The organism is Ferranicluibacter rubi (assembly GCF_011603255.1).
Lineage (GTDB): Bacteria > Pseudomonadota > Alphaproteobacteria > Rhizobiales > Rhizobiaceae > Ferranicluibacter > Ferranicluibacter rubi.
On sequence record NZ_JAANCM010000001.1, the window covers coordinates 373,563 to 387,167 of the forward strand.

11 protein-coding genes and 1 tRNA gene are annotated in these 13,605 nt (G+C 65.1%); 7 read left to right on the plus strand and 5 right to left on the minus strand.

The features are described from left to right. Positions 1-34: 34 nt before the first annotated feature. Together G8E10_RS01730 and G8E10_RS01735 are read left to right on the plus strand one after the other, a co-directional pair. Positions 35-1,267 (plus strand): ROK family transcriptional regulator, encoded by a 1,233-nt coding sequence (locus G8E10_RS01730; protein WP_167126262.1) that lies wholly within the window; start codon positions 35-37, stop codon positions 1,265-1,267. Next, complete coding sequence (locus G8E10_RS01735; protein WP_167126266.1) at positions 1,267-1,701, plus strand: RbsD/FucU family protein; 435 nt, start codon at positions 1,267-1,269, stop codon at positions 1,699-1,701. The genes G8E10_RS01730 and G8E10_RS01735 overlap by 1 nt, the downstream gene beginning before the upstream one ends. Positions 1,702-1,774: 73 nt before the next feature. On the opposite strand, the gene G8E10_RS01740 is transcribed toward G8E10_RS01735, so the two are convergent. Together G8E10_RS01740 and G8E10_RS01745 are read right to left on the minus strand one after the other, a co-directional pair. Next, a complete protein-coding gene (locus G8E10_RS01740) occupies positions 1,775-2,158 on the minus strand; it encodes a DoxX family protein (protein WP_167126269.1) in 384 nt (127 codons plus the stop codon). Positions 2,159-2,319: 161 nt separating this feature from the next. Then, positions 2,320-3,354, minus strand: coding sequence for a proline racemase family protein (locus G8E10_RS01745; protein WP_110800228.1), 1,035 nt, complete (start codon positions 3,352-3,354; stop codon positions 2,320-2,322). Positions 3,355-3,523: 169 nt separating this feature from the next. Here G8E10_RS01745 and G8E10_RS01750 point away from each other — a divergent pair, with 169 nt between their 5' ends. From G8E10_RS01750 to G8E10_RS01765, 4 genes are all read left to right on the plus strand, one after another. Next, positions 3,524-3,838 (plus strand): YkgJ family cysteine cluster protein, encoded by a 315-nt coding sequence (locus G8E10_RS01750; protein WP_167126272.1) that lies wholly within the window; start codon positions 3,524-3,526, stop codon positions 3,836-3,838. A gap of 217 nt (positions 3,839-4,055) precedes the next feature. Next, positions 4,056-7,715: a trifunctional transcriptional regulator/proline dehydrogenase/L-glutamate gamma-semialdehyde dehydrogenase gene (putA, locus tag G8E10_RS01755; protein WP_425530810.1), complete on the plus strand. Its 3,660-nt coding sequence runs from the start codon at positions 4,056-4,058 to the stop codon at positions 7,713-7,715. A 104-nt stretch (positions 7,716-7,819) separates the two neighbouring features. Next, positions 7,820-8,416 carry an IMPACT family protein gene (locus G8E10_RS01760; protein ID WP_167126278.1) on the plus strand — a complete coding sequence of 199 codons (597 nt, stop codon included), beginning with the start codon at positions 7,820-7,822 and terminating at the stop codon, positions 8,414-8,416. 84 nt (positions 8,417-8,500) lie between these two features. After that, entirely contained in the window at positions 8,501-8,986 is a 486-nt protein-coding gene (locus G8E10_RS01765; protein WP_167126281.1) for a DUF1810 domain-containing protein, read from the plus strand. Between the two features lie 93 nt (positions 8,987-9,079). Here G8E10_RS01765 and G8E10_RS01770 read toward each other — a convergent pair. The 3 genes from G8E10_RS01770 to G8E10_RS01780 all read right to left on the minus strand — a co-directional run bounded on the left by G8E10_RS01770 (position 9,080) and on the right by G8E10_RS01780 (position 13,037). After that, a tRNA-Arg gene (locus G8E10_RS01770) sits at positions 9,080-9,156 on the minus strand. Positions 9,157-9,317: 161 nt separating this feature from the next. After that, positions 9,318-10,799 (minus strand): sensor histidine kinase, encoded by a 1,482-nt coding sequence (locus G8E10_RS01775; RefSeq protein ID WP_132711572.1) that lies wholly within the window; start codon positions 10,797-10,799, stop codon positions 9,318-9,320. A gap of 129 nt (positions 10,800-10,928) precedes the next feature. Continuing rightward, positions 10,929-13,037, minus strand: a complete 2,109-nt coding sequence (locus tag G8E10_RS01780) for a methyl-accepting chemotaxis protein (RefSeq protein WP_167126284.1) — start codon at positions 13,035-13,037, stop codon at positions 10,929-10,931. A 371-nt stretch (positions 13,038-13,408) separates the two neighbouring features. On the opposite strand from G8E10_RS01780, the gene rpmH reads away from it, so the two are divergent. Beyond that, the gene (gene rpmH / locus G8E10_RS01785; protein WP_092931870.1) at positions 13,409-13,546 is read left to right on the plus strand and encodes a 50S ribosomal protein L34; all 138 of its coding nucleotides are present in this window, start codon (positions 13,409-13,411) and stop codon (positions 13,544-13,546) included. Positions 13,547-13,605 lie beyond the last annotated feature (59 nt).

The window sequence follows — 13,605 nt, forward strand, 5'->3', positions numbered from 1 at the left end:
GTTCCGGCACTGCGCCGGGACGGGAGGACTTGGAATGACGGACTTTATCGAACAGGAGACGCTGCCTGTCATGCCCGACGTCGTGGATCCCGCGGGCGGGGCAAACCAGACGCGCGTGCGTGCTCACAACGAGCGCCTCGTCATGTCGCTCGTGCGTCGCCACGACGGCCTGTCGAAGGCGGATATCGCGCGCCGTTCGGGTCTTTCGGCGCAGACCGTGTCGGTGATCATGCGCGCGCTGGAGAAAGACGGGCTGCTCATTCGCGGCGAGCCGACGCGCGGTCGCGTCGGACAGCCATCGGTGCCGATGCATCTCAATCCGTCCGCCGTCTACTCCTTCGGCGTCAAGATCGGCCGGCGCAGCGCCGACCTCATCCTGATGGACTTCGTCGGCACGATCCGCCTCAACCTGCACCAGCCCTACCCCTACCCCATGCCGGACGACATTCTAGCCTTCATCACCGAGGGGGTGGCGAAGCTGGAGCGAATGCTGAGCGCCGGCGAGCGCTCGCGCATCGCCGGCATCGGCATCGCCACGCCATTCGAGCTATGGAACTGGGCACCCGAAGTCGGCGCACCAAGCGAGGCCATGGAGCGGTGGCGGCATTTCGACCTGCAGGCTGCGGTGTCGGAGCGCACGTCCTACCCGGTCTATCTGCAGAACGACGCGACGAGCGCCTGCGGCGCGGAGCTCGTATTCGGCGTCGGGGCGAACTATCCGGATTTCATCTATTTCTACATCGGTTCCTTCATCGGCGGCGGTATCGTGCTGAACTCCGCGCTGTTCTCCGGCCGCACGGGAACCGCGGGAGCGCTGGGCCCCTTGCAGGTGCCGGGACCGGACGGGCGCACGCAGCCGCTTCTCAAGGTCGCCTCGATCTTCGTTCTCGAAAACATGCTGCGGGACCGCGGCATCGATGCGCGGCCGCTCTGGTACACGGCTGAAGAGTGGATCGATTTCGGGCCAGCGCTGGAGGACTGGATCGTCCAGACGGCCGAGGCGCTCGCCCGCGCCATCATCTCCGCCGCCTCGATCATCGATTTTGCCGCGGCCGTCATCGACGGCGGCTTTCCCGCCTGGGTGCGCGCGCGCATCGTCGCTGCCACGCGCACGGCCGTGCAGGATCTCGACCTGCAGGGCGTCATCGTGCCCGATATCATCGAGGGCGCCGTCGGCTCCGAGGCGCGTGCCATCGGCGGGGCGAGCCTGCCGCTCTTCTCGCGTTATCTTCTCGACACCAATGTCCTCTTCAAGGAACCTGCCTGATGCTGAAAGGTCTTTCCCCTCTCCTGAGCCCCGACCTGCTCGCAACGCTCCGCGCCATGGGCCATGGCGATGAGATCGCCATCGTCGATGGCAACTATCCCGCGCTCGAACATGCCCGCCGGCTGATCCGCCTCGACGGCCATGGCGTGGTGCCGGTGGTCGATGCCATCCTCAGCGTCATGCCGATCGACGATTTCGTGGACGAGGCGATCTTTCGTGCGACGGTAAAGCAGGACCGGGATCTTCTCGATCCCGTACATGCGGAGCTGATCGCCTGCTGCGCCCGGCACGAGCCGGAGAGGACCGTGGTGCCGCTGCTCGGCACCGACTTCTATCCGCGCGTGAAAGCGGCGCATACGGTGGTGCAGACCAGCGAGCCCCGCCTCTACGGCAACATGATCCTGCGCAAGGGCGTCATCTACCCCGCAGGGTGATGCGCCATCCGAGAAACGCAAAACCCGCCGGATGTCGATCCGGCGGGTTTTTCATTGGGCGAAAGAGAGGCGATCAGGTGCGGCGCGCGTCCACCGAAAGGGCGCCGGGGCCGAAGGCTGCGAGCACGAGGAAGCCACCAGCTATGGCGAAGTTCTTCTGGAAGTTGATCGCCTGGCCCATGTCGGCAAAGTTGAAATGCGCGATGAACGCCGTGGCGATGCAGAAGGCGGCGAGAACATAGGCCGTCGGGCGCGTGAAAAAGCCGACGAGAATGAAGATGCCGCCGACGAGTTCGACCAGCGAGACGATCACTGCAGTAACCATCGGAACCGGCAGGCCGGCGCCGGCGAAGTAGCCGGCCGTTCCCGAGAGGTTGGTGATCTTGCCGAAACCGGCGACGATGAAGATGATGGAGAGGAGAATGCGTCCGACGAGGACGATGGCGCTGGTGGACATGGGTACGGGCTCCGTTGAGGAAGAAGATATCTTAGCTTTAGCAACAATGCATGACAAACATAGCCCACATGCCGACGACACATCGTTCACAAGAGGTGAACGACAACGGCCAATCGTCAACTTCGACTTCCACGTCGCAACAGTGCCGGACAGGATGCGGGCTAGCGGATCTCACCAGCCTGCGGGCCCCAGGTATCGGTGAGGGCGAAGCCGTCGGCCAGGGGATCGAACGGATCGAGGGCGACCTGGTGGAGGCCGAACGTCCAGCCCCGGCCGGAGATAGTGGGAATGATGGCCGGACGGCCGGCGACTTCGGTGACGCTTTCGAGCCCAACCTCGAACTCCGAACCGATGATCGAGCGGGACTTGAACACATCGCCGGGCTTGGCGAGACCGCGGGCGTGCAGCGTGGCGAGGTTGGCGGAGCTGCCGGTGCCGCAGGGAGAGCGATCGACCCGGCCCGGCCACATGGTCGTGCACGTGCGCACCGTGCCATCGGCTTCCGTGCTGCGGAACATGACATAGGCGACGCCGGAGATTTCCGGAATCTCGGGATGCACCGTCGGGATGGTGCGGTTGACGATGTCCTTGATGATCATGCCGGCTTCCACGATCGCGCGGGCATTGGCCTTCTCGATCGTCGTGCCGATCTGGTGCACGTCCACCAGCGCATAGAAAATGCCGCCATAGCAGAGATCGACCTTGATCGTGCCCCATTGCGGCGTTTCCACCTCGACATCCAGCGCCTGGACGAAGGACGGGGTCATGGTCAGCTTGACGCGCTCGCAGCGGCCGTCGCGGCATGTCGCCGTCGCCTTGACGAGGCCGGCGGCGGTGTCGAGCATGACGACCGTTTCCGGCTCCTTCATCTCGACGATGCCGGATTCGAGCAACGCCGTGGTGACGCAGATCGAATTGGAACCGGACATGGCATGCGCCTGATCGGCCTGGAGAATGATGAAGCCGGCATCGGCTTCCGGACGCTTGGCCGGCAGCAGCAGATTGACCGAGCCGATGGAGGACGCGCGCGGCTCTAGGCAGAGGAACCGCCTGAGGCTGTCATCCACCGTGTTGATGTGATGAAGCTGCTCGGCGATCGTGTTGCCCGGAATTTTCGGCACGCCGCCAATGGCGACCTTGCCGATTTCGCCCTCGCAATGAACATCCAGCAGCTGGATCGTGCGCTTCCATCTCATCGGTCGAACTCCTCTTGTGCCGTCATGTCGCGCAGACTGGCGACAAAATGTGTACAGAGGCATTTACGCCTGTTCTCAGCTTTTGCCTAGGGACCTCGTTCGATCGTCCGTGCATTACCGACACTGCAGCGGCATGGCGCGACCTGGCTTTGCGTGGTAGGTTTCGCGCATGATGCCTGCCGTTCCCACCGATGATTTCGACTGCCAAAGCTGCGGCGCCTGCTGTTCCTACTCCGCCGATTGGCCGCGCTTCTCGATGGAGAGCGAGGAGGAACTGGCACGGATTCCAGAAGAGTTTGTGTCAGCAGATCTCGGTGGCATGCGGTGCGAGAACGACCGGTGCGCGGCATTGTCCGGCGTGTTGGGTCAGCATGTCGGCTGCGGCATCTACGCTATCAGGCCGATCGTCTGTCGCACCTGCATGCCGGGGGATGACGAGTGCCTGACGGCGCGGCAGGCTCTGTCGGCACACGTCCTGCTCTAGCTGATCCGACGGGGTATCCTCGGATGCACCGCATGAAACGCGCCCTTAGAGGCATCCAGGCGTGAATCGTAAGGCGTTCCGTCGTTTTTTCCGGATGGAGATGTGGCGCGCTCGGCCGTATCCTAAGTGTCGTATTCAACACAAAGCATCCCCCTGTTTCCGTACCTGAAAAGGCCTCCCGATGAGCCAGACGTCGCCGAAGTCCACCCTCGACCCGATGCCGCTTCCCTTCAAGGCCTTTGCACCGCCGCTCGCTGCCCCGACGCCGCTTCGGGCTGCCGTCACACGCGCCTATCGCCAGCCGGAGGCTGCCTGTGTCGCCGCCCTTCTGGAACAGGCGACGCTGCCGGAGGACGTACGGTTCCAGGCTGCCAAGACCGCGCGCGGGCTCATCACCGCGCTGCGTGCCAAGCATAAGGGCTCGGGTGTCGAGGGGCTGGTGCATGAATACTCGCTGTCGAGCCAAGAAGGTGTGGCGCTGATGTGCCTTGCCGAAGCCTTGCTGCGCATTCCCGACACAGCCACGCGCGATGCTCTCATCCGCGACAAGATCGCCACCGGCGACTGGCGCTCGCATGTCGGCGGCGGACGCTCGCTCTTCGTCAACGCGGCCACCTGGGGCCTCGTCGTTACCGGCAAGCTGACCTCGACCGTCAACGACCGCGGGCTTTCGGCAGCGCTCACACGCCTCATCGCGCGGGCCGGCGAGCCGGTCATCCGGCGCGGCGTCGATATGGCCATGCGGATGATGGGAGAGCAGTTCGTCACCGGCGAAACCATCGAGGAGGCGCTGAAGCGTGCCCGCCCGTTGGAGGCCCGCGGCTTCCGCTATTCCTACGACATGCTCGGCGAGGCCGCGACGACGGCGGCCGATGCGAAGCGCTATTACGCCGACTACGAAAACGCCATCCATGCCATCGGCAAGGCCGCGGCCGGCCGGGGGATCTATGAGGGTCCCGGCATTTCCATCAAGCTCTCGGCGCTGCATCCACGCTATGTCAGGGCGCAGGCCGCGCGCGTGATGCGCGAGCTTCTGCCCCAGGTGAAGGCGCTGGCGTTGATCGCCAAGGGCTACGATATCGGGCTGAATATCGACGCCGAGGAAGCCGACCGGCTGGAACTGTCGCTCGATCTTCTCGAGGCCCTGCGGCTCGATCCGGATCTCTCCGGCTGGCACGGCGTCGGCTTCGTCGTCCAGGCCTACGGCAAGCGATGCCCGATGGTGCTCGACGTCGTCATCGACCTTGCCCGCCGCTCCGGCCACCGCATGATGGTGCGCCTCGTCAAAGGCGCCTACTGGGATGCCGAGATCAAGCGGGCGCAGGTGGACGGGCTTGAGGACTTCCCGGTCTTCACACGCAAGATCCATACCGACGTTTCCTACATCGCCTGCGCGCGCAAGCTGTTGGCGGCGAAAGACGTGATCTTCCCCCAGTTCGCCACGCACAACGCGCAGAGTCTCGCCACCATCCACGCCATGGCCGGCCCGGATTTCACCGTCGGGGACTATGAGTTTCAGTGCCTGCACGGCATGGGCGAGCCACTGTACGACGAGGTCGTCGGTGCGGACAAGCTCAACCGGCCATGCCGGATCTATGCACCCGTTGGCACGCACGAGACCCTGCTCGCCTATCTGGTGCGCCGCCTGCTGGAGAACGGCGCCAACTCGTCCTTCGTCAACCGGATCGCCGATCCCACTGTCTCCGTGGACGAACTGATCGCCGATCCGGTGGAAATCGTGCGCAACGTGCCCTCCCCCGGCGGCCCCCATGACAAGATCCACCTGCCCTCAGCGCTCTATCCCGGCCGCAGCAACTCGGCTGGCCTCGACCTCTCCTCGGAAACGACGCTCTCGATGCTCTCGGAGACCTTCTCCAAGAGTGCGACCGCCGACTGGACCGCTGCCCCCATGCTTGCGGGCGACACGCCGGCTGGGCCGTCGCGGCCTGTCGAGAACCCGGGCGACCGGCGCGACCGCGTCGGCACCGTGGCCGAGGCGTCGGACGCCGATGCAGTGCGGGGGGTTACGCTTGCCGCCGATGCAAGCGCCCGGTGGGGTGCGACGGCGCCGGCCGAGCGGGCCGCCTGCCTGTCGCGTGCGGCAGACCTGATGCAGGCGCGCATGCCCGATCTCCTCGGCCTCATCATCCGCGAGGCCGGCAAGTCCGCGCCGAACGCGATTGCCGAGGTGCGCGAGGCGATCGACTTCCTGCGCTATTATGCGGAACAGGCCGGCCGGACGCTGGGTCCGGCGCATGGGGCTCTTGGCCCAATCGTCTGCATCAGCCCCTGGAATTTCCCGCTGGCCATCTTCACCGGGCAGATCGCCGCCGCTTTGGTCGCCGGCAATCCGGTGCTCGCCAAGCCCGCCGAGGAAACGCCGCTGATCGCCGCCGAAGGCGTGCGCCTGCTGCATGAGGCCGGCATCCCCAGGGATGTCCTCCAATTCCTGCCGGGCGACGGGCGCGTGGGTGCGGCTCTCGTCGGGGCGGAGGGCGTTGCCGGGGTGATGTTTACCGGATCGACCGAGGTTGCGCGGCTCATTCAGGCCCAGCTTGCCGGACGGCTCTCGCCCGAGGGCAAGCCGATCCCGCTGATTGCCGAGACAGGCGGGCAGAACGCCATGATCGTCGACAGTTCGGCGCTCGCCGAGCAGGTGGTGGCCGACGTCATCGCGTCCGCCTTCGACAGCGCCGGACAGCGCTGCTCGGCACTGCGCGTCCTCTGCCTGCAGACGGATGTGGCCGGCCGCGTGCTGACCATGCTGAAGGGCGCCCTGCACGAGCTGGATATCGGCCGCACCGACCGGCTTTCCGTCGATGTCGGGCCGGTGATCTCAGGCGAGGCGAAAGAGACGATCGACAAGCACATCGCCGCCATGCGCGGCATCGGCGCGCGCGTCGAGCAGATCGCCATGCCGGATGCCACCGCCCACGGCACCTTCGTCGCGCCGACGATCATCGAGATCGCCAAGCTTTCGGACCTCGCCCGCGAGGTGTTCGGGCCGGTGCTGCATGTCCTGCGCTACGAGCGGGACGATCTCGACCGTCTGATCGACGACATCAACGCCACCGGCTACGGCCTGACCTTCGGCCTGCACACGCGCCTCGACGAGACCATTGCGCATGTGACGAGCCGGGTGAAGGCCGGCAATCTCTACGTCAACCGCAACATCATCGGCGCGGTCGTCGGCGTGCAGCCCTTTGGCGGGCGCGGGCTTTCGGGCACGGGGCCGAAGGCCGGCGGTCCGCTCTATCTCGGCCGCCTCGTCCGCGTCGCCCCGGTTCCGCCGCAGGTCAGCTCCGTGCATACGGATCCGGCGCTGCTCGATTTCGCCAAATGGCTCGATGGCCGCGGCCTGAAGGCGGAGGCGTCCGCTGCCCGCGATACCGGCAGCCTGTCGCCGCTCGGCCTCGTCAGCGAAATGCCGGGGCCGGTCGGCGAGCGCAATCTCTACGCGCTGCATCCGCGCGGCCAGATCCTTCTGGTACCGCAAACGATAGACGGCCTGATCCGTCAGATCTCGGCCGTGCTCGCGACCGGCAATACGGGCGTCATCGATGCCGCTTCCAGGCTCGAAGGCGAACTCGCAACGCTGCCGGCCAGCGTCGCAGCGCGCCTGTCGTTTGCCCAAGACTGGGCCTCGGCCGGCCCCTTCTCCGGAGCCCTCATCGAAGGGGACGCAGACCGGGTGAAGGCGGCCAACCAGACCATCGCCGGCCTGCCGGGTCCGCTCGTCCTGGTGCAGGCAGCAACAGGCTCGGAGCTTGCGGTCAATGCGGAAGCCTACGGCCTCAACTGGCTGCTGGAGGAGGTCTCCACCAGCGTCAACACGGCTGCGGCCGGCGGCAATGCCAGCCTGATGTCGATCGGCTGACGCGCGACGCCATCCATGAGCCGGGACGATGATGCGTCATCCCGGCTCTCCATCCTTGGCACCATGCGGATTTCAACGCTCCGGAAATTGCCGTATGAGACGGCATGCTCACGCTTGCCCGCCCGCACAGTTTTCCTCAGGAGATCCGGAAGAGCCGGTTTCTGGCGCATTGCGCGCCGGTCACCGACGAGGCGGAGGCGCGCGCGTTTCTAGCCGCCCAGTCGGACCCGACGGCCACGCACAATTGCTGGGCCTGGCGGATCGGGCAGACCTATCGCTTCAACGATGACGGAGAGCCGGGCGGCACGGCCGGCAAGCCCATCCTGCAGGCGATCGACGGGCAAGGGCTCGATCATGTCGTCGTTCTCGTCATCCGCTGGTTCGGCGGCATCCTGCTCGGCAGTGGTGGCCTGATGCGCGCCTATGGCGGCACGGCGGCCATGGCGTTGCACGGGGCGGAGCGCATCGAGCATATCGCAATGGCACGCGGCACCGTACGGGTCGCATTTGTCGACCTCGCCCTGCTCAAGGCCCGCCTCGCGAGCCTTGGCACCCTTGTCATTGAGGAGACTTTCATCGCGACCGGCGCCGATCTCACGCTCGACGTGCCGGAGGGCTTGCGCGATCCGGCAAGGCTGCTGGCGAGCGATGTGACCAGCGGACGCTCCGTGCTGCGCTTCGACGGCGATCTCCCGGTTTAGTTTCCGCACGGCCTGCGCAGCGTCAACGTGCCGAACAAACAGGGGGCGAGATGGTTTGGCATACCTGACATTCAGGAGACTGCCATGAAAGACACCTTCCGTCTCACGCGTTTCATCGAAGCGCAGTCGCGCATCTATCAACAGGCTCGGAGCGAGCTGGCCGCCGGAGATAAACGGACGCACTGGATGTGGTTCGTCTTTCCGCAGATCGGAGGCCTTGGGTCTTCGCCCACCGCACGGCACTTTGCGATCTCCGGGCTGGCGGAAGCACAGGCCTATCTCCAGCACCCACTTCTCGGCAGAAGGCTTCTGGACTGCACATCGACCGTCAACGGGCTGGACGATGCGCTGACGGCCCGCGCGATCTTCTCCAGCCCTGACGACCTGAAGTTCCACTCGTCGATGACGCTCTTCTCTTATGCAGCCATCCAGGGGGATAGTGATCCCACACCGTTCCAGACGGCCTTGAAGCGCTATTTCGGCGGGAATCCGGACCTGCGCACCCTAGACCTGCTCAAACCCGCCCTTGGCCGCCTTGCAGCCTTGCACGCCGCGACAGGCGGACGATGAGAAGGGAAAGAGTGGCATGACGACAGAGTCGGAGTCCGCTACGGCAAACGGAAAAGAAGCGTCTTTATCGTCATGTTTTAAGGGGGAGAGAAATGGCGCACCCGGAACGATTCGAACGTCCGACCCTCAGATTCGTAGTCTGATGCTCTATCCAGCTGAGCTACGGGTGCGTGCAACAGCGTCTGCTGTGTGCGTGGCGATCCTCTAAAGCCTGGGAGAAATGAATGCAAGCCAAATTCGGGAAATTTCCTGATTTTTGCTTCAGCGATTCTTCATCTCACTGAATTCATTGTCATTTTCTATGACGACGAGATGACGGTGAATTTCGGGTTCAGGTTCGCCCCTGCGAACGGAACGCGTCGAGGGGGACCGGACGGTCGGGGAGTTCGATGCGGAACAGCGTGCCGGGCGTCGCTTTTTCCACCAGCGCGATGGTGCCGCCATGGGCGAGCACCAGTTCGCGGGCGATGGCCAGACCGAGGCCGGTGCCGCCCGAGCGAGCCGAGCCGCGGAAGGCTGCAAACAGGTTCTCCCGCGCTTTGCGCGGCATGCCGGGGCCGGTGTCGTCGACGGTGATGCTGACGACGCTGCCGGTGCGCATGGCGGAGACCGTGACGTTGCGCGCGGGATTGCCGGGATCGTTTTCGTTCATTAGCGCCTGAACGGCATTGCGGCAGATATTGTGCACCACGCGGAACAGCTGCTCGCCATCCGCATCGACCTCCAGATCGTCGGGAACCGCGATGACGAAGCCGATGCCGGACTTCGGGTCGATCGCGAGCACGTCGCCGACATCCTCGACCACCGGGCGGAGAGCGATAAAGCGGCGGCGCGGCTCCGGCTCGGTCGTGCGGCCATACTCCAGCACTTCGCTGGTGTACCCGACCGCACGGTCGATGGTGCGCAGCAAGGTCGGTGCGAATCGCTTGACCACGGGGTCGTCCACATCGGCCAGCCGGTCGGACAGGAGCTGGGCGGACGACAGGATGTTGCGCATGTCATGGTTGATCTTGGAAACGGCCAGACCGAGATCCGCGAGATTTTTCTGCTGCTTCAGGGTTTTTTGCAGCTGGGTCTGCATCGCGGCAAGGTGCCGGCCGGCCATGGCGAGCTCATCATGACCCGGCAAGGGCTCCATCACGCGGCGGGGGTCGGCGGGGTCGGCGGCGAAGTCGCGCATGCTTGCCGTCATGCGGCGGATCGGGGCGATCATCACGCGGTTGATGACGAGGAAGATCAGAGTTGCCGTGAACAGCGAGATGCCGATGGAGACGAGGAAGACGGAGCGCGCATAGACGAGCATGGCCTTGCGCAGGCTGCGTTCATCCATGACCAGTTCGATCAGCGTGTCGCTCTCGCCGATCGGCCCGTAGAAGCGGATGGTGCGATCGCCGCCGAAGAGCAGCGTGTCGAAGGCATCACGGATGGCACCGACGGCGCCGGTATTGGCCACGTCGAACTTGGCATCCACTTCCGGCGGCATCTCCGTGGCGGCGATCAGGCGCGATTCCTCGGCGCGGCGAAGGGCGATCGCCTTCGTTCCCGTCGCCATCAGCGTATCCTCGCGCACCGGGCCGGAGAGCTGCATGTTCTGCAAGCCATCCACCACGACGGCGGCGGCGGCGGCCGTATTCAGCCTATCCTGCATCCAGCGCAGCCGCATATTGGCCACCGACGGCACGAAGATCAGGATTTCGGCGATCATGACGAACAGGATCGTCAGCAGCAGGAGCTTGCCGGAAAGGCCGCGCAGGAACCCCGAGCGCAGCTGCGGCTCGTCCAGAGCCGTCTCGTTCATGGCGTCCATCGACATTCAGCGTTCCCATGGCGCCGAGCTGCCGGACACAACCGGCCGTTCACCGGCGCATTGCGCCAATTATAGGTCACACCTGCCGAATGTCCAAGCCGCGGCCTGAGGCTTCCCGATGCAGGGCCGGGCGGCTCAGAACTCCTCCCAGTTGTCTTGCGAGGCGGCAGGGACTGGTGCGGCATGGGTGGCCGGGCCGGCGGAAAAGGCGCGAGCGACAGATCCCATCATCTTGCGGGCCGGCGATGCGACGGGACGGGCCGTGGCGGAAACGGGCCTGGGCGCACCTGCACGCGGCGCGACGGCCTTCGGGGGCGCCGGGCGGACCGGCAGGGCCGTGGTGCCTGGGCGCGTGTTCGACGTGGCGTAGGCGGCGGCAGGCTTGGACTGATCCAGCCGGAAATGGCCGATCATGTGCGCGAGGTTTTCCGCTTCCGTCGAGAGCCTGTGGGTGGCGGCGTTCGCCTCTTCCACCATGGCGGCGTTCTGCTGGGTCACCTTGTCCATCTGGTTGACGGCCGTGGAGACCTCGCCGAGGCCTGTGGCCTGCTCGCGCGCCGCCGTGGCGATCGAGTGGATGTGATCCGTGATCGAGAGGACCCGGCTTTCGATCTCGCCGAGAACCTGCCCCGTTTCCTGCACCAGCTGCACGCCGGTGGACACTTCGGCGCCGGATTTGGCGATGAGCACCTTGATGTCCTTGGCGGCGCGTGCCGCGCGCTGAGCGAGTTCGCGCACTTCCTGAGCGACAACCGCAAAGCCCTTGCCCGCCTCGCCTGCCCGCGCGGCCTCGACGCCGGCATTGAGGGCCAGCAGGTTGGTCTGGAAGGCGATTTCGTCGATGACGTTGGTAATCTTGCCGATTTCGCTCGAGGCCTGCTCGATGCGACCCATGGCATCGACCGCGCTGCGCACGACGGTGCCGGACTGGGCAGCGGCTTCCTTGGCCTGCGTCACGATAACAGTGGCTTCCTGGGCGCGCTCCGTCGATGTCTGCACGGCAACCGTGATCTGGCCGAGCGAGGCCGAGGTCTGTTCGAGAGATGCGGCCTGCTGTTCGGTGCGCTTGGCAAGGTCATCCGTGGCCGAGCGCAGTTCGCCCGAAGCGCCGGTGATCTCGAGCGTCGTCGAGCGGACTTCGCCAAGCGTCTTCTGGAGGACCGAAAGCGTCTCGTTCACATTGCGCTGGAGTTCGGCAAAGGCACCTTGGAAATCGCCGGTCATCGGCTGCGTCAGGTCGCCCTGGGCGAGGCTTGCGATGACGCGACCGGTCTCCCCGATGCCGCGATCGACGCCTGCCACGAGTTCATTCACATTTCCGGCGAAGCGATCGAGGCTCGGCTCGCCGTAGGTCCGTGTGATGCGGCGGGAGAAGTCGCCGGCGGCGGCGGCCTCTACGACATGTGCCATGCTGACCTGCAGGTCGGCGGTCTTTTCACGCAGAACGCCGTCTTCGCTGCTCGTCCGGCGGGCCGTCAGACCATTGCTTCTGAAGACCTCGACGGCACGCGCCATCTCGCCGATCTCGTCGGACCGCTTGGCCTCGGGAAGATCGACGTCGAGATCGCCGCCAGCCAGTGCCGTCATCGACCGGGTCAGGTCGGAGATGGGCCGGCTGAGCTCACGGCGGGCAATGGAGACGGCAACCAGAAGGCCGGCGGAGAGACCGATAAGAGCGGTCGCCGCGATCATGATGGTCATCTGCCATCCTATGCCGTCGATTTCCGTCTGGATCGCCGTGAGATCGGCCTTGTCCTTGGTCACGACGGCGTCGATCTCGGCCTGGAAAGCCTTGCGGTTGGCGCGGTTCTGGTCCGTATTGCCCTGCTCGTTGGCGGCTTTCAGGGAGACGGCGCGGGCGAGGCGCGCGGTTTCCATGCGGAAGGTGCGGAATTCGGCAGCGCGGCCGACGACGGCCTCGAACGCCGGCAGATCCGCCTGCGGCACCAGCGGGCGCCATTCGGCGGTGAGGACATCGATCTTGTCGAGCGTCTTCAAGAGCCCCTCGGCGAAGGGCTCGGCTTTTTCCAGCGTGGGCGCGGCGTAAATCCCGCGGGACTCCATGACGACGGCTGTCACCAGGCGGTTGAGCTTCTCGCCATTATAGGCGCGCTCGGAAGCCCCCTTGTATGCGGCAAGCTGGCTGTCGTAGCGGGCGACGACGGCAAACGCCATCCCGGCCACGACGAGCGTGACCACGCTCATGACGATGACGATCAACGAAATCTTACCGCGTATGCGCATGGCCCGCGTTCCCTCCAACGGCTTCCCCGCAGGAGATCGTTCCCGCCTCCCGCGCTCTTCTGGGCAAATTATCGGTAACTGGTTAATAACATTGTAGCGGACACCTGCCGATTTCCGTGGAACCACCCTCGTTTCGCTCACGGCAACGCTGGGCGGGATGAGGATCGGCGAAGACGCGTTTGCGCATGAAAAGTGCCCTGAAACCGGGCTGGCGATTGACTTTGGCACTTTTATTCTTATAAGCCGCCGCACGTCTGGGAACTGAATGGCGGGCAAGCTCCGTGCTTGCCGGCTCTGCCGTGCCCGGACAGAAACGCTGCTTGCTTAAGGAAGCAAACCAAGAAGGGCCGCACACCGCGGTATTAAAATAAATGCCAAAGCGTACCTACCAACCCTCCAAGCTTGTTCGCAAGCGTCGCCACGGTTTCCGTGCACGTATTGCTACCAAGGGCGGCCGCAAGGTTATCGTTGCCCGTCGCGCCCGCGGCCGCAAGCGTCTTTCGGCCTAATGGCATACGGCGTCCGCGCCGTCGCCATAGCCGGCACTCCTGCCCTGCAGGAGGTTGCC